The organism is Kitasatospora sp. HPM-01-4 (genome assembly GCF_051374625.1).
Taxonomy (GTDB): Bacteria; Actinomycetota; Actinomycetes; order Streptomycetales; family Streptomycetaceae; genus Kitasatospora.
The window spans coordinates 699,688-720,176 of the sequence record NZ_JBPQGP010000005.1 but is presented as its reverse complement, the minus strand read 5'-3'; the positions used below and the strand labels follow the sequence as shown (position 1 = coordinate 720,176).

Here is a 20,489-nt window from a genome sequence, read left to right as displayed (position 1 = left end):
CCATGACCGAAGACGCGCAGGCGGAGTTCCGTGCCACCGAGACGCCGGTGACACCGAGGTTCCGGCAGGGAACGCGGGTGGGGGAGTTCTCGCCGTTCGAGACCGCGACGCCAGCCCAGACCATGCCCACCAGGCAGAACGTGGGTGAGGCGTTGCCTGAGGACGTGGTGCCCGCCCAGCCGATGCAGAGGGGAGAGCCTCTGTCCGACGGTGTGGTGTCTGCTCAGCCCATGTCGGTTGGGGTCCCGTTGTCCGACGGTGTGGTGTCTGCTCAGCGGATGTCGGTGGGAGCCCCGCTGTCAGACGGTGTGGTTCCGGCCCGGCAGGCGTCGAACATCCTGCGGGCCACGCCGGCCTCCAGCCCGCGGACCCCCGCTTCGAGTGCCTCGGACTCCTCGGGTGGCGGTGGCGCGGGGCAGGGCTTCAGCGTGAATCCGGAACAGTACCGCGCGGCGGTCTCCCCGATGCTGGCGGCGGCCGAGCAGGTCGCGGCACTGGCCGCGAGTCTGAGCGCGTACCTGCCCGGCCTGGAGGCTCAGGAACCGTGGGGCAAGGACGAGTCGGGCAAGCAGTTCGCCGAGGGTGAGAAGGGCTACCTGAAGTACAGCGCCGACACCCTGAAGGGGCTCAAGCGCCTGCCGGACGGCCTGAAGCACATCGCCGACGGCCTCAAGGCGATGGCCGAGGGCTACCAGGGCGCGGACGAATCGATCACCTCCGACTTCAACGAGCAGGACGGTCAGGGGCAGCAGCCGGGCATGGCTTCGTCGCCGCGCTACACCCCGCCCCTCCACATCCCGATCACGCCCCGCAGCAGCTACGAGCACGTGAACACGGACGGAAGGTCCTGACTCGATGGCTGTCGAACTTCCGGAGCCTCTGCAGTGGGTCCTTCTGCTTCTCGCCGGCACTCGTTGGCCGGAGGCGGACGAGGGCCAGCTGCGGGACATGGCCGACCACTGCCGCAAGACCGCGACGAATCTGCTGGACGCCACGCACGCTGCGGACGCCGCGGTGAAGAACGCGCTGGAAGGCCAACAGGGCGTCGCCGCAGAGGGGTTGGCCAAGTACTGGGCCGAGTACTCGGTCGGCAAGGGTACCGAAACCGAACCGGGCTACCTGCCCGGCGTCATCAATGCCCTGAACGGCATGGGCGACATGCTGGAGGCGATGGCGAACTCCGCCGAGACCGCGAAGATCCAGATCATCGCCCAACTCGGAATCCTGGCCTTCGAGATCGCCACCGCTGAGGCCGAGGCCGTGCCGACGTTCGGCGCTTCGATGGCGGAGATCCCGGTGTTCATCACCATCTCCCGCGAGACTGTCCAGCAGGTGCTGAAGAAACTGCTGATGGAGGCGTTGCAGCACGCGGTGAAGCAGGCGGTGCAGATGGCGGCGATCAATCTGATCGCCCAGACCATCGAGTTGGCGGAAGGCCACCGCAAGAGCATCGACATGAAGGAGGTGGGCCAGAACGCCCTGGGTGGCGCGGTGGCCGGTGCCACCGGCAACCTGCTGGGAAAGGGCATCGGCAAGGCCGGCGAAAAGGCCGGCCTCGAGGGTGCCATGGGCTCGACCGTGGGCAAGGTGGCCACCGGTGCGGCGGTCGGTGTCGGCACCGACGCCATCACCCAGCTCGTGACCACCGGCAAGGTCGACAGCAGTTCCCTGCTCGGCTCGGGCCTCAGCGGCGGTGCGGGCGTGGGGGTGCACGCGGGTGCGAGCGCCCTGAAGGGGCACTCCGAAGTCCCCAAGATCCCCTCGGCCGGCGAGATCCCCGGCGCGGGCGGCAAGTCGATCGACGCGCCGACCTTCAGTCCCGTCAACAAGCCGACCGGCGTCGACAGTTACCACGGACCCACCGGCTCCAGTGAGAGCGCCGGCAGTGGCGGCTCCAAGTTCGACCGCCCGACACCCGGCGGCGGCGACGCACCTGCTCCCCGTCCCACCGGCCTGGTCCCCTTCGGCTCCGACCGCCCCTCCTCGACCCCCCTGGAGACCCACTCCACCGACGCGCCGCGACCGTACGAGGCGGTGGGCGGCGCGGGCCATGACGCGCCGCCGGCTTATCAGCCGGTTGGTGGGAAGTCGGTTGGGCGTGACGCGCCTCCGGCGTACGAGCCCATGTCGGGGAAGCCGGTTAGCCACGATGTGCCCCCGGCGTATGAACCGGCCTCGGAGCGGCCGGTCAGTCATGACGTGCCCCCGGCGTATGAGCCGGTTGATGGGAAGTCGGTTGGGCATGACGCGCCTCCGGCGTATGAGCCGGTGTCGGAGCGGCCGGTCAGTCATGACGCGCCCTCGGCGTATGAGCCGGTTGGTGGGAAGCCGGTCAGCCACGATGTGCCCCCGGTGTATGAGCCGGCCTCGGATCGGCTGGTCAGCCATGACGCGCCTCCGGCGTATGAGCCGACCCCCGAGCGGCCGGTGAGCCATGACGCGCCTCCGGCGTACGAGCCGGTTGGTGGGAAGTCGGTTGGGCATGACGCGCCCCCGGCGTATGAGCCGGCCTCGGAGCGGCCGGTGAGCCATGATGCGCCTCCGGCGTACGAGCCCATGTCGGGGAAGCCGGTTAGCCACGATGTGCCCCCGGCGTATGAACCGACCCCCGAGCGGCCGGTCAGCCATGACGCGCCCCCGGCGTATGAGCCGGCCCCGGAGAAGCCGGTCAGCAGCCACGACGCACCCCCGGCGTACGAGGCCGGCCCCGGGCCGTCCGACGGTGTCGGCGGGACGAGTTCTCATGTCTCGTCGGGTGGTGCGGCGTCCTTCGGCGCCCATCTGCCCGGAGCGGTACCGACCTCGGGTACGGGCAGCACCCATCTCGACGGGACCCGTCTAGCCAGCGGTCCGGCTCCGACCCGTACCTCCCCGGACCGCGCGCCCGGCTTCCCTGACGGCACCACCGAGCAGGTGCCTCCTGCGGACAACACCACGGGTACGGGGCCGGCGCAGACGCCGACCTCCGCTCCCCTGCCGGCCGGCGGATTCACGCCCGGTCCGGTTGCGTCCGGTGGTGGTGGTGGCGGCGGTGGTGGGCGCCAGAGCGTCCCCACTCACATGCCGTCATCGGCGCCCTCCGCCAAGCCGGTTCGTGGTTCGGACTTCGCATCCGCGCCCGGTGCCGGGCTGCGGTTCGGGCCGGTCCGTCCGGCCCGTACCGGGGAGACAGCGGGCAGCGGACGTGGGCCCGCCACGACGCCCCGGGGTGAGACCCCCGGCACGGGCGGCAAGCGTTCCCACGACGAGGCGTTCCCGACCGCGCACGGGACGCAGCACGAGAACCAGCACGAAACGCAGCACAGGACTCAGCAGGAGAACCCCCAGAACCCCCAACACACCACCAACCGGGAACACGAGGGCGCGGTCGCGCCGGAGCGCCCGATCCGCAAGGCCCGTGGGATCGGCGAAAAGCCGACCCTGGACGGCCACTTCTCCGAGTCCGCGAAGGAGCACGCCACCGGGGCCGGGCACGAGCCGGACCCGAAGGCCGGCGACAAGCACGGACGTTCGGCGGACGAGCACGAGGACGGTAGCGGGCCCGCGAAGCGGCAGCGGACCCCGGAGTACGAGCGGTCCGACGCGGTCCTCCAGGGCCGTGGGGTGGAACGCGTCACCCGCGAACAGCACGAGAAGCTGAAGGAGCATCTGCGGGGGACGGGCGAGGGACGCTTCCCCGAGCTGACCACCGAGTTGCTGGAGCACGTCAATCCTCACGAGACCAGTGTGGACGGCACCAGCCTGCACAACTGCCTGGAGGCCACCGGCGCGCTGCGCGACACCCACTACGGCAAGCCGCGTCCCGCCGACCGCCCGCTCGAAGGCCGTCCCGAGGACGACGCCGGCTGGTCGGTGCTCAAGCAGCAGGGCGCCCCTGCGCTGTTCGGCGAGGGCCAGCACGGCATCGACGCCCTCCACGAGCAGGTGAAGAAGGCCGGCCCCGGCAGCTTCTCCACCGTCCTCACCGGGAAGCCCCCGCAGGAGGGCCACGCCCTCGCCCTGGTCCACGGCAAGGACGGCACGCTCCACTGGGCCGACCCCACCACCCACCGCACCTGGGAGGCCAAGCCCGGCGAACTCCCCGGCCACATGGGCAAGGACGACAAGGTCTGGGCCGCCACCACCGGCCCCCACGAGGAACCCGTCTCCGGCGGCACCCACGACCACAGCCTGTTCGAGCCGGACGCCCCCCACTTCGGCACCACTCCGGCCGAGGCGAGGGCCAACGGGGAGTACGTGCACACCATCAAGGCGGAGCACGCGCTCAACGCCATCGACGAGTTCCTGGGCCCCGACTCGGGCGAGTTCACTGAGCTGCGTTCCAAACTGGAGGCTTACAAGCGCGCTGATCTCATCGACAGGGATACCTACGCGATGCTCGATCAGCATCAGGGGTACAAGAAAATGACCCTGAAACTGCTGAGCCGGGAGGCCTCGAACCTGGAGAAGGCCGCCGCCGAGACGAAGTCCAAGCTGGACGACGCCGAGCGTGCCAGGGCCGACCTGGAGGTGCGGGCCGAGGCGGACCCCAGTCTGGAGCCGACTCTCCGAAAGAAGACGGAGGAAGTCGCCATCCTGGAACAGAAGTTCAAGGCGGTGTCGAGCCTCAGGGACAAGGCCCGGAAAATTCCCGCCGACTGGGAAAAGAAGGTCGACAAGGTCTACGAGGACAACTTCAAGGACTCGCCGGGAGGCCGACTGCGCACCGATCCGCACTCGGAGAACGTGGAGCAGGCCTGGGACAGGAAGAGCGGAGACAAGCCGCCGCTGCAAGCCGAGTCCGTCAACCGTAACCACATCGTCGCCGATACCATGCTGCACAAGTACATGACGTCTGCCGTCCTCAAGGCTCGCGCTCTGGATGATGTGGGCAAGCGCGAGGCGACGGAGGCATTCGGCAGGTTCACCGAGGCCGTCTCGCCCGACGGCCACCGTGTCCTGGACAAACTCGGCCGGGAGGCTCAGAAGCGGCTTGTCGAGGGGCACGGCTTGGACGTCCTGGCATCCCATGACCTGAAGAGCCTAAAGGCCGGAAAGCCTGACCTGGAAACCCTCTACGGCACCCCCGACCTGGCGAAGGAGCTTGAGGGCGCGAAGGGCGTGACCGACCAGGCGACGGCTCAGGCGGCGCTGACAAAGCTGCGGGAGAGCCTTGGCAAGGCAGGACTCGACGGGGGAGAGGTCAAGCAGCACCTCGACGACCTCGACGGGAAGACAGCCGCGCTGAAGCCCGGTGATGCCGCCGGACTCGCCCACATCCAGGGCGAGTTCGGGAAGTTGGAGAAGACGGTGAACGAGAAGGCGCTGGACGACCTCGCCCTCGTCAACGGAGTCGTCGGCCGTCACCAGCTGAACGATCTCTCCCCCGTACTGCACAACGTGGAGACGGGGCACCTGAGCGATCCGGGAACCCGCAAGCACCTCGCCGACAAGCTCGACGCTCTCGCGGACACGGCCAACCGGGTCGGGTATGACCCCGGGCTCGCCGCTTCGCTGACCAAGCACGCCGAGGCGCTGCGCAAGGGGGAAGTCCCCAAGGAGGAGGAACTCCGGCACCTCGCCGACACGCTCGACGCCAAGCGCGACGGCCTCCACACGGCCGAAATCGACCATGCCACGGCCAGGAACGACGAGGAACTCAAGGGATATTCGTCGAAGTTCACCCGGGCTAATGTGTCCAAGCTGGTGACCAGCGGCCAAAAAGCCGTGGCGACCGCCGAAACCGCCGTCACGGATGCGGAGAACGCGGTCAAGAAGACCGCCGCCGACCTGAAGACGGCTGACCGGGAGGCCGCCGATCTGAAGGACCAGGCCGAGAAGGCGAAGGCCGCTGGCGCCCCCCGCGCCGACGACTTGGCGAAGGATTCCGCCGAGGCGGACGAGAAACTGGCCCAGGCGAAGAAGGACGCGCACGAGGCGACCAAGTCGCTGGAGGAGGCTCGGGAGATGCTCAAGGAGAAGAAGAGCGCCTACGAGCCGAACAAGTACGCACTCGACCGGATCGACCGCGAGTTGGCCGGCCTGACCGGCCTGTCGCGGAAGGAAGCGGCCGCCAAGGGACGGGAAGCGGTCGCCAAGGGCCGGGCCGAGGCTGACCTGAACCTCGTCGGGGCACAGTACGGCGGGGCGTTCGCCCACGCGGGCCCGGGGAAGAACCACCCGGCCACCCTGTTCGAGGAGGCGCTCAGGGCTCCGAAGGACGAAGTCCCTGACAGGATCGCCGAGATCACCACGATGCTTTCCAACAGCACCGACAACCTCCGGCTCGGTGACGAGGACACCAACAAGTGGATCCAGAACTTCCTGGACCCGCAGATCACCCCCGACGAGCAGCTGCTCACGGCGGTCGCGCACGGCCAACTCCCGCCCGAGGTCCTGTACACGCCCCACACCCAGCAGGTGCTGTCCGGGCTCTCGATCCTGGAGAACGCGCAGCTCGTGCCCACTGCGCTGCGCGAGATGATGGCGCCCAAGACCCACGAGGACCTGCACAACTCGCCCGGCAACGGAGATGGTGTGGGGAACGTCAGGACGCAGCTGGGCGTCCCTGGGCCGAAGGACACCACCACGCCCGTCTACGGCAGGATCCCGGTCTCCTCGTCCGGAGAGTTCACGGGCCGTCCCGACGCGACTCCGCTCCCGGACGACGTCGTCGACATGCTCAATCCGGAGGGCCCCCGGCGCCGCCCCGGCACCCCAGCGTCCTCGGACGACGCCATGGACATCGATGTCACCCCGGTCACCCCGGTCGCGCCGGTCGCCTCGGCTGAACCCTCGGCTCGCCCGCCGAAGCGCTCCGCCGACGACATGGACATCGACGAGCCGTCGACGGCGGACTCGGGGGACATCCCGATGACGGACGAGGTGGACGAGCTGACCGGTCACCTGTCCAAGAAGGCCAGGGTCGCCGCCGAGTAGCAGCCGTTACCCGGACGCCCCAGCTCACCCTCACGCACTCGGGAAGTGCGTGGGGGTGTTCGGCTTGCGGGCGCACGGCCGAGGCGCGCGTTCCTGCCGGTCTTGACGGGTGAGCCTCTTCGCAACCTCGGGGACGGGGAGCCTCTGCCCCCGGGGTGCGATGTCGAAGAGCTGACCCGGCCCATGCGGGTCCACCCCGCTCGGCCCGGTCCACCGAGCCGACTCGACCCCGGCACCCCACCCGCCGCCCGCCTGGAGGACATCGCCCGCTTCGTCGACTTCGTCTCCGAGAGCATCTCCCGCCCCGCGGACCAGGCCCGCGAGATCCTCCAGTCGAAACCCGGAACGGCCTCGGACAGCACTACCTGATCGACCGTCAGATATCGGCCAGGCAGCCTCGGCGGCCGCCGCCGGCCCATCGGCGGGCGGCCGGGCGGTTCCCTGCGGTGGAGCCGGGAACCCTTCCTGTGGCGCTGCCGGACCGGAGCCGGTTGCGCGGGATTTCCCCCGAATGCGCCTCTGCCCGGGTTGGCCCGCCTCGGACTGTGTCCAATAGGGGTTGACGGCGGCAGCGAGGTTGCGGAGGCCTGAGACGGAGGTCCGATGCGTCGGGACGGGCGTGTTGTGAACGGCCTGCTCGCGTGGGTCAGCCGCGACTGGGCGGGGCTGCCGGTCGCCCTGGTGCTGGGAGCCCTGGGCGCGGCGGGTGTCGCCCTGGGCGCGACCTGGGCCCGGGTGGTCGGCGGGATCGTGGTCGGTGCCGCCGTACTGCTGGCGCTGGGGTCCGTCCGCCATCTGGTACACGTCGCCCGGGTGCGCGCCGAGTACCCGCCGCCGGGCCGGCTGGTCGATGTGGGCGGATACCGGATGCACGTCCTGGCCGAGGGCGAGTCCGCGACGAAGCCGACGGTCGTGTGGGTGCCCGGCGGGCACGCGCCCGGACAGGAGTTCCACCAGCTGCACACGATGCTGCGGGAGGAGACCCGGTCGGTGCTGGTCGACCGTCCAGGGTCGGGGTGGAGCGACGCCGGCCCGTTCCCGCGGACGACGGAGACCGAGGCCCTGGAGCTGTTCGCGGCTCTGGAAGGCGCCGGCCTCAACGGACCTTTCGTCCTCGTGGGGCACTCCTTCGGGGGGCTGCTGGTCGCCAACGCGGCCAGGCGCCGACCGGACTTGGTGGCAGGGCTCGTGCTGCTTGATCCGACCCCTCCCGACGTGGTCGTCTACGGTCTGCCGAACCCGCTGCTGACGCGGTCCCGGAGGAGTCACCTGTGGTCCGCGCTGCGCCACCTGTTCGGTGTGCACCGCGACGGGGGTGTGAGCGCGAGGCCCGCCGACGCCGGGCAGTCGCAGACACCGGCCAAGCGCACTGTGCGGGTCGATGCGTTCAGGACCAGGTCGGACTGTGCCGCCGCCTCCATCTTCGGTGAGCTGCTGCCGACCGGCATGGCCCGGGCGGGATGGCAGACCGTGGTCTACGACGGCGATCTGGCGGACCTGCGCGTACTGCTGGTCACCCCCAGGGACCTGGCCGGTGGCGAGGAGGTGCTGAACGCGGTCAGCGAGCCGGTCGAGGCCGACCGGCTGCGCCGCTTCTACCTCAGCACCAGGAGCCGGTTCCTGGCGACCTCGACGAGGGCACGGCGGATCTACTCGCCGGAGGGCACCAGTCACAACTTCCCTCACGAGGTGCCGGAGTTCGTGGCCGGGGTGGTACGGGCCCTGGTGGAGGAGCTGGCCGTGGAACTGCGATCGCAGTCGAACCGTCCGGCTGATTAGTGGTTAAGCCTAATTAGCAAATGTTGCGCCGCCCGCGCCCTGAAACACTCTAACGGGTGAAATCTGGCGTTGCTATTAGGGAAATTGGGCCAGGAGTTGCCATGTCTACAGTTGATCTTGCGGTAGGTTCGTCGGAGCAGAACGTTCAAGAGAGGGACGTGAGATCATGCCGCCTGTTGTTCCCCCGTTTTTGGTCGGACTTATTGTTGCCCCGCTGGCAAAGCGAATTGCGAAGCCGCTGCTCCGGGGAATTGTCAAGACCTCGGTCGGGTTGGTCGTCGAGGTGAGGAAGGTCGCCCAGGAGGCGGGCGAAGGGCTTCAGGACCTGGCCGCCGAGGTGACCGCGGAGATGGGCGGTACGGACCTCGCCCCCGATTCGGCCGGCGGTATCAGGAGCGCGAAGCCGCGCCCGGCGACGCCCGTGCCGGCCGGCAGCGGCAGTAAGTAGGACGTAGTGGTCCCGCCCGCGGTCTTTGCCCGGGTCATCGTGTTCCGGTAAGTATTCCTCCTTCTTCTCCGAAAACCGGTGGTGGTTATCCGTGCCGTCTGTCGTGGATGCGGTGGCAGAGCGTCGTCCCGTGGATTCGGATCCGCAGCCGCGGTCGGTTCTGCCGGGCCGGCAGCGGTGGGATGTCCCGGTGGTGCTCGGCAGGCCCCGGGCCGCGGAAATCCTGGAGACCGCACTTCGGGGATCACCGGGTATCACGATGGCGCGTGCGAATCCGGTCACCGGGCGGGTGCTCATCTTCCACGACGGCTCCGTGCTGGGCCAGGGGGAGGTCGGCCGGATTCTCCGGCAGGCCGTCTCCCGGCTGGTCGAGCGGCTCACGGGGGCCGTCCGTCCGGACCCTGCCGAACCCGGTGAGCGGCCGGCCGGGGACCGCGGACCCACCCCCGCCCGGCTCGCCCTTGCCGGGGGAGGGGTGGCGCTGGCCCTGGGAGGCTGGAAGATCCTGGTCCGACCGCTGGTGAGCCTGGGGGCCGTGGTCACGGCGACGGCGGTCATCGTCCGCCGCGCCTGGCGAAGATCCGGCGGTGAGCCGGACGCCTCGGCATCCGCCACTCGACAACGGCACCCGCTGCTGCAGATCATCGGTCCGCACAAGCGCCGACTAGGCCTGGCCTCGGCGCTGTCGGCGGCCGCCCAGCTCATGGAGATGACGCTCGGCCTGTTCATCGGCTGGATCGCCCTGGTGCTGATCAAGGGCGAGAGCGCCGCTCTCGTCCGCCTCGGCCTGGTCGGCGCCTCCACCCAGCTCTGGGCACTGGCCGGTGCGGCCGCGGTGGTCTGCGGTGCCGTGGCGGCGCTCTCGTACGCCGCCGGTGTGACCTGGCGCAGGCTCGGCCAGACCATCCAGCACGACTGGCGCAGCGAGACGTACCCGCATGTGCAGCGCCTGGAACTCGCGCAGCTGGAGGGCGAGCGGACGACCAGGGTCGCCGGGGTGCTCGGCGGGGACATCAGCCAGATGGGCGACTTCGTCGGCCACTCGCTGCACGAGGTGGTCCAGCTGGCCACCAGCTTCGCCGTCCTGGTGCCGGTGTTCCTGCTGATGGCGCCGCAGATCGCCTGGATCGCCTTCCTGCCGGTTCCGCTCATCGCCTGGCTGTCGTTCTACTACCACGACCGCACGTCCGCCGACTACGCGGCCTCCGGAGAGCACCGGGCCCGGCTCCAGAGCCAGTTGATCAACAACCTGGAGGCGAGCGCGACGGTCAAGAGCTTCTGCACCGAGGACTACGAGGCCGAACGCGTCGACCGGCTGAGTGAGGCCTGCCTGGAGAGCAACCGGCAGACCGACCGCGGTGTCGTCCGGTACATCGAGAACGTCCGGGTGTGCACCACCGCTTCGATGGCGGGCATGCTCCTGCTGGGCGGCCGCGCGGTACTCAACGGCACACTCCCCTTCGAGGTGTTCAGTCCGTTGATCGGCCTTCCCCAGCAGGTCCTGTGGAAGCTGACCCGGCTCGGCGGCACCGCCGACCAGTACCAGCGGACGCTGGCCGCCTTCGACCGCGTCCAGCACCTGCGCAGCCTTCCCGTCGAGCCGGTGGAGGAGGGGAGGCCGCTGGACGTGAGCGGCGTCAAGGGCGAGGTCGTGCTCGACGCGGTGACCTTCTCCTACCCGGGGCGCCCGCCCGTCCTGCGGGAGCTGTCGCTGCGTGTCGCGCCCGGGCAGGTCACCGGCATCGTCGGTGCCACGGGATCCGGGAAGACGACCGTCGCCAGGCTGCTGATGCGCTTCCACGAGCCCGACTCGGGGCGCGTCCTGCTCGACGGCCAGGACATCCGGGAGCTGAACCTGGGGGACCTGCGGAAGGCGGTCGGCTTCGTCGCCCAGGACGCCCACCTCTTCGACGGCACGATCGGCGAGAACATCAGGTACGGCAGCTTCGACGCCACCGCCGAGAGCGTGCGGGACTCGGCGCGCATGGCGGAGGCCGAGGGCTACATCGGCGCGCTTCCGTCGAGGTACGACACGCTGGTCGGGGAGCGCGGCACCGCCCTCTCGGGCGGGCAGCGGCAGCGGATCGCGCTGGCCCGGGCCATGCTGAAGGGCTCTCCGATCGTCATCCTCGACGAGGCCACCTCGGCCGTGGACAACGAGACCGAGGCCGCGATCCAGCGCGCCCTCAAGAGCTTCGCGGCCGGTCGGACCCTGATCGTGATCGCCCACCGGCTGTCCACCATCCGCCACGCCGACTGGATCTACGCGATGGACCAGGGCGGGGTCGCGGAGGAGGGTACCCATGCCGACCTGGTCAGACGTGATGGGCTGTACGCCTCCCTGTGGCGGCTGCAGTCCGGCGTGAAGCAGTACGCATAGCACCGAGGCCGAGGCTCCCCCCGGTCCGTCAGCCCATGACGGACCGGGGGGAGTCCGTGTCGACGGGACGCCTGCGGGAGAAGGCGCTCAGGTCGATGACGTTTCCGGTGTGCTCACAGGTGTAGCGCACGGGGTCGCGATCGTGGTCGTGACCGGCCTCGACCCGGTCGACCAGGGCGGCGAGGAACCGGCCGGCCAGCGGGGCGTTCTTGAACTGGTTGCCGCTGGTGCCCATGGCGACGTAGTAGCCGCCGAGATCGGTGCGGTCGTAGATCGGCGTCCAGTCGTCCGCGACGTCGTAGACACCGGCGATGCCGGTGGGCCGGTTCGGCACGGTGAGCCCGGGGAAGCGGCGCGCCGCCCTGGTCACCTGGGCCTGGAACCGGCGGACCGTCGGATACGGCTTCGCGGTGTCGGGATCGTCGATCCACTCCCGGGGATCGCACTCCGGGTCGGTCCCGCCGATCAGCAGGTTCCCGCCGGTGGCCGGGCGCAGATAGGTGCCGAGGTCGAGGTCGGCGACGACCGGCCCGGGGGTGTCGTCGGTGCCGTAGCCGCCGGGAGCGGCGACCTGGTGCACCTCTTCGCGCAGCGGCCGTACCCCGACGGTGAACTCGGCGCCGACGCCCGCCAGTCGGTTGAGCGCACCCGACCAGGGACCGGCCGCGTTGACCACCACCGGTGCCGTCACGAGCGTGCCGTCGGAGAGCCGGACGCCCGACACCCGGTCCGCACGGCGGTCGACGCCGACCACCCTGCGGTGGAACAGGAACCGCACTCCGAGGCCGGCCGCGGCGTCCGCGAGGTTCTGCGCCGCGAGCTGCGGGTCGTCGACGAAGCCCGCCTCGGGCATGAACAGGGCACCGAGTTCACCGGTCGGCCCGGCGAAGAAGGCGTCGTCATGGACGGGCCTGGGCGGCCAGTACCGTCCCGGGTCGATGCCGGGCATCCGGTCGCGCAAGGTCGCGGCGTCCCAGCGCTCGTACGGGACGCCGACCTCGTCGAACAGGGCGACGAAGGCCGAGGCCGGGGGGAAAGGCGCGTCGAGCGCGACGGCCCCGGTGCGGTGGAACCTGGCGAGGGGGCGCCGGTCGGAGCAGCGCAGGTACGCCGCCCAGTGGGACCAGTAGTGCTGCGACTCCCAGGAGGTGGCGACGCCGTCCCGGGTGGAGTAGGTGAACCGGATGATGGCGCTGGAGGCGCTGGTCGACCCGTGCCCGGCTCCGCCCGCCTTGTCGAGGACGATGACGCTGCGACCGGTCCTGGCCAGCTCGTACGCGACGGCGGCGCCGATCACCCCGGCTCCCACCACCACCGCGTCCGCGCCGGCTGCCTCGGGAGTCGTCATGGCGTGTCCGTCCTTCGTGGCGGGGTGTGCAGGCTGGGTACGGCGGCGAGGAGCGAGCGGGTGTAGGGATGCCGCGGGTCGAGCAGCAGTTCCTCGGTCGGGGCGATCTCGACGATCCGGCCGAGGTACATGACCGCGATGACATCGCAGACGTAGCGGACCGCGGCCAGGTTGTGCCCGATGAACAGCACGGACAGGCCGAGACGGTGCCGCAGTTCGCGGATCAGGTTGAGGACCGAGGCCTGGACCGAGACGTCGAGAGCCGAGGTGATCTCGTCGGCGATCAGGATGCCGGGCTCGGCGGCGAGCGCACGGGCGATGGCGACGCGCTGGCGCTGGCCGCCGGACAGCTGCCGCGGCAGCCGGTTCGCGAGCAGGTGGTCGAGGCCGACCAGGTCGAGCAGTTCGGCGACACGACGCTCGCGGGCCTGGCGGTCGAGCCCGCGGAAGGCGGTCGCCGCCTCGGTCAGCGTCCGGCGGACGGTCATCCGTGGATCCAGGGCGGTGTCCGGGTCCTGGAAGACGATCTGGACCTGCCGGCCCAGCCGGCGCCGGTCGCGGACCGTGCGGCTGAGCGCGGCGCGGCCGCCGACCAGGATCTCGCCGCCACAGATGGGCGCGAGGCCCACGATCGCCCGGGCCAGGCTGGACTTCCCCGAGCCGGACTCGCCCACCAGGCCGACCGTGCTGCCCTCGGGCACCTCCAGCGAGACCCGGTCCACCGCCGTGACCGGGCCGCCCGGGCCGTGGTACCGGACCGTGATGTCACGTAGCGTCAGGCCGGTCATGTCAGTACCGGCCCGGGTCGGGGCGCCGACGGCGGCAGCGGATGCCAGCAGGCCGCCTGATGGCCGGTGCCGAGATCGGACAGGGGCGGGTTCTGGATCGCGCACCTGTCCTGCCGGTGGGCGCAGCGCGGCTGGAAGGGGCAGCCCGGGCCCGGTGAGAGCGGATCGGGCGGTGCGCCGTCGATGGTCCGCAGCGGGCGGTCGCGGCCGGTGGACAGGTCGGGCACCGACTCGACCAGGGCCCGGGTGTAGGGGTGCCGGGAACCGGTGGCGAGGTGCGCCGCCGGGAGGCTCTCGACGATCAGCCCTCCGTACATGACCAGGACCCGGTCGCACACCTCCGCGACCAGCGCGACGTCGTGGCTGATGAAGAGGACGGCGGTGCCCGCCTCGCGCCGGATGCCGTCGAGCAGGTCCACGATCTGGCGCTGCACCGTGACGTCGAGCGCCGTCGTCGGCTCGTCGGCGATGATCAGCTCGGGCGCCGTCATCAGGCCCGTCGCGATCATCACGCGCTGGCGCTGCCCGCCCGAGAGCTGGAAGGGCCGGGAGCGGGTGAGCCGGTCCGCCGACGGCAGTGCGACCCGGGTGAGGGCGGTTCGGGCCCGTCTGTCGGCGTCCGCCCGGCTGGTGCCGAGATGAGCGCGTACCGCCTCGGTCAGCTGCGTGCCGATCCGAAGCGACGGGTTGAGGGCCGATGCCGGGTTCTGGAAGACCATCGCCAGGCCGGTCGCGAGCTGTCGGGCCCGGGCCTTCGGTGTCAGGGCGCCGGCGTCGGTGCCCAGGAAGCGGTTGGTCCGCCAGGTCGCCCGTGCGTGCTCCGGCAGCAGGTCGGCGAGCGCCAGCGCCGTCAGTGACTTGCCGGAGCCGGACTCACCGACCAGACCGACGATCTCGCCGCGCCGCAGCGTGAGGCTGATGCCGCGGACCGGGTGGATCACCCCGTCGGGGGTGGGGATGCGGACCGTGAGGTCCTCGACTTCCAGGACGGCGCCGTTCCCGTCCGGGGCCGCCGACGGGGTGGGGCGCACCGCCTGCTCGGGCAGGCGCGGCGGGCCGGCGTGCCGTCGGGCGGCGGCCTGGGCCAGCACCTCACCGAGCAGTTGGAAGGTCAACCCGGCGTAGACGATGGCCAGGCCCGGCGCGATCGCCGGCAGCGGCTGGGCGTAGATGCGGTCCAGTCCCTGGTCGAGCAACTGCCCCCAGTCGTAGGCGGGGGCCTGCACGCCCAGCCCGAGGAAGCTCAGCCCGGACAGTGCGACCAGGGCGGAGCCCGCCGAGATGGTGGTGTTGAGCAGCAGCGGCTCGGCGATGTTGGGCAGGAGATGACGCCACAGCAGGCGGTGGCGGCGCAGGCCCAGGACGCGGGCCGCCGCCATGAAGTCCATGCCCGCGACGCGGGCGGAGAGGGTCTGGGTGAGGCGCGCGAATCCCGGGGTGCTGCCGATGGCCAGCGCGAACACCGCACCGGCTGCTCCCGCGCCGAAGATCACCGCGAAGAACATCGCCACCAGCAGCCCGGGGAAGGCCAGCAGGAGGTTGATCAGCGACCCGATCAGCCGACGGCTTCGGGGGCCCAGGACGGCGGTGAGGGAACCGAGCGCCACCCCGGCCGCCGCGCCCAGCAGGGTCGCCGCGAGCGCCAGTGCCAGGGACAGCCGGGTCGCGGTGAGGACCCGGGCGAGCAGGTCGCGTCCGAGACTGTCGGTGCCGACCGGGTGCGCGGAGGACGGCCCCTGCAACACGGCCGACAGATCGAGGCGTTCGGCCGCCGCTCCCCACAGGAGCGGTCCGGCGGCGGCCAGGAAGGCCAGCGAACCGGCCATGGCGACGGCGAGGACGAACGTCGGCGAGCGCCGGGCGGTACCGGGCCGGCGCCCGGCGCCGGCGCGCGGAGCCCGGGGGAGCAGCGAGGCCGTCATCGTCACATCTCCCGGATCGTCGATCGGGGGTCGAGCAGCCCGAGGAGCAGATCGACCAGGAAGTTCGCGACGAGCACCGTCGTGCCCAGGACCAGCACCATCGCCTGCACCACCGGGTAGTCCTGGGCGACGACGGACTGCGCGAGTGCCGAACCGACGCCGGGCCAGGCGAACACCTTCTCGACGAGCACCGTTCCGGCGATCATCGCCGGCAGCAGGCTGCCCGCGACCGTCAGCGAGGCGGTCAGCATGTTCGGTGCCACATGGCGCAGATAGAGCGCGGCGGACGGCAGCCGTTTCGCCCGGGCGGTGCGGACGTAGTCCTCCGCGAGCACCCTGAGTGCCTCGACCCGAACGATCCTGGCCAGCAAGGCGGTTGGCGCGAGCGCCAGGGCGAGTACGGGGAGGACGAGCGAGGCCGCACCGGTGGCACCCGCGATCGGGAACAGCTCCAGGCCCACCGCCAGCCCCGCCGTCAGACCCGCGGCGAGCACGAAGTCCGGCAGCCCGGTCAGGGTGGCCGTCACCGCGGTGAACACCAGCTCGCCACGGGGACGCCGGCCCTCGCGGGTGTGGATCGCGGCGAGCAGTCCGGCCGGGAAGGCGACGAGGACCGTGGCGAGGAAGGCCGGCAGCGCGATCTCCAGGGTGGCCGGCAGGCGGGTTTCGAGCAGCTCGGCGACGGGCGTGCCGGTCACCAGCGACGCACCCAGGTCTCCGTGCGCGAGAGCGGACAGATAGTGCCGGTACTGCGCCACCAGCGGCTGGTCGAGGCCGAGTTGGTGTCTGCGTGCGGCCACGAGCGCGGGGGCGGCGTCGATGCCCAGCGCGGCGCGGACCGGGTCGCCGGGAATCAGGTGGATCATCGCGAACGAGCCGGTGAACACGGCGCACAGGGAGACGGCCAGCCGTAGGAGGCGCCGGCCGCAGAACGCCGTCCACGGGTGACGCCGTGCCATCGCGGTGAGGCGGCTGAGGGGGGCGGTCATCGTGCTCCCCCGTGGAGCCGGATGCTGGTCGGGACCACCTCTCCGCCGAAGCCGGCGGAGAAGGTCGTGCGGTACCCGTAGACCGTGCTGGTGCCGTCCGCGATCGGCAGGGCGTCGGCCGAGCGGAACAGTGCCGCGGCCGCCTCGTTCCAGGTCGCGCACCCGGCGGTGTCCGGTTCCCGGAGGGCCTGCGCGACGAGCCGGCTGTACTCCGGATTGTCGACGCCCGCGAAGTTCAGTCCCCGGGCCGGGGGCGGGCCGGAGAAGAACGGGATGAACGAGGCCGGGAGCAGGAACCCCGGGGAGGTGCCGACCACGACGTCGAAGTCGGCCTCCTGGTACATGGCGTTCACCAGGGCGTTGAGGTTCTCGCTGACGAGCCGGACCTCCGCGCCGAGCGCGGTCCAGGTCCGCGCCATCAGCTCCGCGACCGAGGGCAGAGTCGAACCGAGGTCGGGGCTGGTGACCAGGCGGAGGTGGAGGGGGCGGCCGTCCTTGGTCAGCCTGCCGCCCGCCGTCCGCGTCCAGCCCGCGGACCGCAGCGCCTGTGCGGCGTCGACGGCGGGCAGGGCCGTCGAGGCCAGATCCGCGTGGCAGACGGCGTCGGTCGCCGTGAAGTGGGTGGCGGGCGTGCCGGTGCCCCCGGCCGCGACGTTGGCGAGCCCCGCGCGGTCCAGCGCGGCGACCAGGGCCCGGCGCACGGCCGGGTCGGCCAGCGGACGGCCGCCGCGCTCGTTGAAGAAGGTCAGCCCCACCACAGTCGGCACCCCGGCCGCCGTCAGACCGCGGCCGGCCAGCCGGGAGCGGTCCGGTCCGTTGACCGCGGCGATGTTCACCCCGCCGGTGAGCAGCAGGTTGGCGGCCGTGGACTCCTGCGGCACCACCGAGAAGACGATCTTCGCGGGCTGGCCGGGGGCCCCGCTCCCCGCCCCGTCGGGCCCCCAGGCGTAACCCCGGCGCACGGTGAACACGTACGGCCCGCCGGGGGCGTAGCCGCTCAGCACGTAAGGGCCGGTGCCCTGGCTGGCCCGCTCCAGCGACTTCGGGTTCCGCAGGCCGGCCGGGCAGACGATGGGGAGCAGGCCGATGGTCCGGGTGATGAAGCTGTACGGAGCGGCCATCCTCACCGACACCGTGCCGGCCGTGTCGTCGGCCCCGGTGGTGAACGGGACGCTGGGCAGCGCCGACTGGGCGCCGGCCAGCTGGTGCTCCGGGTCGCCCGCGTAGGTCAGGGAGCGGGCCACGTCGGAGGCCCTGAGCGCGGTACCGTCGGAGCAGGTCACGCCCGGACGGAGGGTGAAGGTGGCCGAGGTGGCGTCGGCCTGCCAGCCGGTCGCGAGGCCGGAGACCAGGTTCCCGCCGGCCGACACGTTGATCAGCGAGTCGTAGGCGTAGCGGGCCACCCTGGTGCCGAAGGCGGAGTAGGGGTCGAAGCTGGTGATCTCGGAGTTCACCGCCACCTTGACCGTCCCGCCGATCACGACCGGGGAACTCGCCGACGGCGTGGGAGCGTTGCCGGTGCACCCGGCCGAAGCGGCGACGGCGGCGAGCACGGCTGCCATCCGGATCGGGACGGTTCGACGGCGCATGGCCGCCATCGTGCCACCGGAAGCCGGCCGGCTCGGAGCCGTGGCGTCTGGTTTCGCCCTTTCGGGGGAGTTCGCACAACGGCGCTGCCGCGACGGTGGGTTGCCGTGCGTTCGGCGACCACACTTGCCTCATGACGATGCTGAGGTCGGATCCAGGTGATGGGGAAGCGAGTCGGGAGATCGGCGAACTGGCCGATCGTTACTGGGAGTTCCTGCTCTCCCGTGATCCCTTCCTGCGGGTGCGGCGGGGGCTGCCGGTCGAGTCGCTGCCGGGCGTGTCCGCCACCGAGGCCGAGGATCGCGCCCGGTTCGCGGCAGGCGTCCTCGAACGGATCGGTGAACTGGGCCTCGGAGCAGCGGAGATCGCGGACCTGCCCGGGGCCGACGCCGACACCGCCGGCTTCCTCGCGGCGCTGGCCGAACAGGACGTACAGGCGGGCCGGTTCCACTGGCTGACCCCGACCGCCACGCCCTACCAGCTGTTCCGGCTGTCGCAGTACGGCGACGCGGTGTTCCGCCCCTTCGTCCTCGCCGATCGCGACGGCGTGGAGCGGTACCTGACGGTCCTGCACGAACTCGCGGTCTCCGTCGGCAGCGTGGGGGACAAGACGGCGGAGCAGGCGGCGCGCGGCTTCCGGATCCCGGCCCCCGCCCTGCCAGGTGCCCGCGCCACGATCACCGCGCTGCGTGCCTCCCTCGCGCGCTGCGTGGAGGTGGACGGGGACCGGCTGGAGGGGCTCGACCGGGCGGGCCGGGGCCGGTTGCAGGCCGGGATCGCGCACCTGGTGGCCACGGAGCTGGAGCCCGCCTTCGACCGGCTGCTCGCCGTCATCGAGGATCCGGCCTACCGGGAACACGCCCCCGAGACGGTCGGGTGGGCCCACTACCGGGGCGGCGAAGAGGCCTACCGGTCCTTCGTCCGGTCCTGGACCACGAGCGGCACTCCACCCGAGCGGCTCCACGAACTCGGCCTGGCACACTGCCGTGAACTCGCCGAGCGGATGCGACAGGTCCGCTCCGCGCTCGGCTTTTCCGGGACCGAGGCCGAGTTCCACCGGCGGATCGCCGACGATCCCCGTCTCCACGCGCGCACACCCGAGGACGTCGAAGCCCGCTACCGGAAGCACCTCGACCGGCTCTCGCCGCTGCTGCCCCGGTGGTTCGCTACCCTGCCCCGCGCTCCGTACGGTGTGGCACGCCTCGATCCGGCGCTGGAAGCGGGCATGACGTTCGGCTACTACGAACAGCCCACCGCCGCGCGGCAGGTCGGGCGGTACCGCTACAACGGCTCGGACCTGTCGCACCGTTCACTGCTCGGGGCGGCCTCGCTGATCTACCACGAACTGGCGCCCGGACACCACTTCCACCTGGCCCGCCAGGCCGAGGACGAGACCCTCCCGGACCTGCGGCGGGAGGTGGTCGAATTCGGCGCGTTCAACGAGGGCTGGGCCGAGTACGCGGCCGGCCTCGGCTGGGAGATGGGCCTCTACGACGATCCGTGGGACGCCTACGGGCGCCTCGCCCAGGAACGGTTCACCGCGGGGCGGCTGGTCGTCGACACCGGGCTCAACCTCGGGACGATGACGTTCGAGCAGGCGCGGGCGTTCATGCGCGCCAATTCGACGGAGTCCGATGTCCAGATCTCCTCGGATCTGCTGCGCTATTCGAGTGACCTTCCCGGGCAGGCACTCACCTACCGCGCCGGTTACCTGGAATTCAGCGGATTGCGGGCGAGAGCCGAGACACACGCGGACTCCGGGTTCGATGTACGCGCCTTCCACGAAGCGGTGCTGGACGGCGGTGCCCTTCCTTTTCCCGCGCTGCGCAGGAGGGTGGACCGGGAGCTCGGGATTGGCTGAGCGAGACCAAACGGGTGAAGCATTCCAAGCCGATTGGAATCGCCAGCAAGAGACCCACTACGGTACAAGGGCATAGGCAGTAATCTCTCGGTCGGACTTGTTGTTGGCTCTAGTTCTCCTGAGAGGTACCGATGACCGTGCCACCCGCCGTTCCCTCCTTTCTCGTCGGACTGGTCGTGTCCCCACTGGCGAAAAGAATCGTCAGGCCACTGGCACGGGGCGTGCTCAAGACATCCGTGGAAGTGGTCATGGACGTGAAGAAGTGCGCCAAGGAGACCCGCCAGGAGCTTCAGGGAATCGCTGCCGAGGCGGCCGCCGAGATGAGGCCCAGAAAGGCCACCAACGAGGCGGTCAGACCCGAGAAGGTGGAGGTCGACAGCGGGGACGGCGGCAAGACGCACTGAGTGACGGCTGCGGAGATCTGCTGCGCCGGCCCACCTCCACGTCGCCGCGGCATTCACCCGAGCGG

Annotated in this window: 12 protein-coding genes and 1 pseudogene; 8 read left to right on the top strand and 5 right to left on the bottom strand. The window is 71.1% G+C overall.

Annotated features, from left to right (window positions below):
• The first annotated feature begins 2 nt into the window (after positions 1–2).
• The 6 genes and pseudogenes from ACSMTC_RS03010 (at position 3) to ACSMTC_RS02985 (ending at position 11,525) form a co-directional block, all read left to right on the top strand.
• A complete protein-coding gene (locus tag ACSMTC_RS03010; protein WP_436558062.1) occupies positions 3–851 on the top strand; it encodes a hypothetical protein in 849 nt (282 codons plus the stop codon).
• A gap of 4 nt (positions 852–855) precedes the next feature.
• The gene (locus ACSMTC_RS03005) at positions 856–6,918 is read left to right on the top strand and encodes a WXG100-like domain-containing protein (protein ID WP_436558061.1); all 6,063 of its coding nucleotides are present in this window, start codon (positions 856–858) and stop codon (positions 6,916–6,918) included.
• Between the two features lie 222 nt (positions 6,919–7,140).
• A pseudogene (locus ACSMTC_RS03000) lies at positions 7,141–7,287 on the top strand (MarR family transcriptional regulator); the annotation flags it as partial.
• Positions 7,288–7,521: 234 nt separating this feature from the next.
• Positions 7,522–8,697, top strand: a complete 1,176-nt coding sequence (locus ACSMTC_RS02995) for an alpha/beta fold hydrolase (protein ID WP_436558060.1) — start codon at positions 7,522–7,524, stop codon at positions 8,695–8,697.
• 166 nt (positions 8,698–8,863) lie between these two features.
• Positions 8,864–9,145 carry a DUF5132 domain-containing protein gene (locus ACSMTC_RS02990; protein ID WP_436558059.1) on the top strand — a complete coding sequence of 94 codons (282 nt, stop codon included), beginning with the start codon at positions 8,864–8,866 and terminating at the stop codon, positions 9,143–9,145.
• Positions 9,146–9,404: 259 nt separating this feature from the next.
• A complete protein-coding gene (locus ACSMTC_RS02985; protein WP_436558058.1) occupies positions 9,405–11,525 on the top strand; it encodes an ABC transporter ATP-binding protein in 2,121 nt (706 codons plus the stop codon).
• Between the two features lie 28 nt (positions 11,526–11,553).
• On the opposite strand, the gene ACSMTC_RS02980 is transcribed toward ACSMTC_RS02985, so the two are convergent.
• Genes ACSMTC_RS02980 through ACSMTC_RS02960 form a run of 5 tightly spaced genes read right to left on the bottom strand, consistent with a single transcriptional unit; the run spans position 11,554 to position 18,161 of the window.
• Entirely contained in the window at positions 11,554–12,873 is a 1,320-nt protein-coding gene (locus ACSMTC_RS02980; RefSeq protein WP_436558057.1) for an NAD(P)/FAD-dependent oxidoreductase, read from the bottom strand.
• On the bottom strand, positions 12,870–13,661 hold the full coding sequence (locus tag ACSMTC_RS02975; protein WP_436558056.1) for an ABC transporter ATP-binding protein: 792 nt from the start codon (positions 13,659–13,661) through the stop codon (positions 12,870–12,872). The genes ACSMTC_RS02980 and ACSMTC_RS02975 overlap by 4 nt, the downstream gene beginning before the upstream one ends.
• Positions 13,658–15,583: a dipeptide/oligopeptide/nickel ABC transporter permease/ATP-binding protein gene (locus tag ACSMTC_RS02970; RefSeq protein WP_436558055.1), complete on the bottom strand. Its 1,926-nt coding sequence runs from the start codon at positions 15,581–15,583 to the stop codon at positions 13,658–13,660. Before ACSMTC_RS02970 ends, ACSMTC_RS02975 begins: the two co-directional genes overlap by 4 nt.
• A 2-nt stretch (positions 15,584–15,585) precedes the next feature.
• Positions 15,586–16,572 (bottom strand): ABC transporter permease, encoded by a 987-nt coding sequence (locus ACSMTC_RS02965; protein WP_436558054.1) that lies wholly within the window; start codon positions 16,570–16,572, stop codon positions 15,586–15,588.
• Positions 16,569–18,161 (bottom strand): ABC transporter substrate-binding protein, encoded by a 1,593-nt coding sequence (locus ACSMTC_RS02960; protein ID WP_436558053.1) that lies wholly within the window; start codon positions 18,159–18,161, stop codon positions 16,569–16,571. The genes ACSMTC_RS02965 and ACSMTC_RS02960 overlap by 4 nt, the downstream gene beginning before the upstream one ends.
• 131 nt (positions 18,162–18,292) lie before the next feature.
• Between ACSMTC_RS02960 and ACSMTC_RS02955 the strand changes: the two genes are divergently transcribed.
• Positions 18,293–20,020, top strand: coding sequence for a DUF885 domain-containing protein (locus ACSMTC_RS02955; protein ID WP_436558052.1), 1,728 nt, complete (start codon positions 18,293–18,295; stop codon positions 20,018–20,020).
• A 131-nt stretch (positions 20,021–20,151) separates the two neighbouring features.
• Positions 20,152–20,424, top strand: a complete 273-nt coding sequence (locus ACSMTC_RS02950) for a DUF5132 domain-containing protein (protein WP_436558051.1) — start codon at positions 20,152–20,154, stop codon at positions 20,422–20,424.
• Positions 20,425–20,489 lie beyond the last annotated feature (65 nt).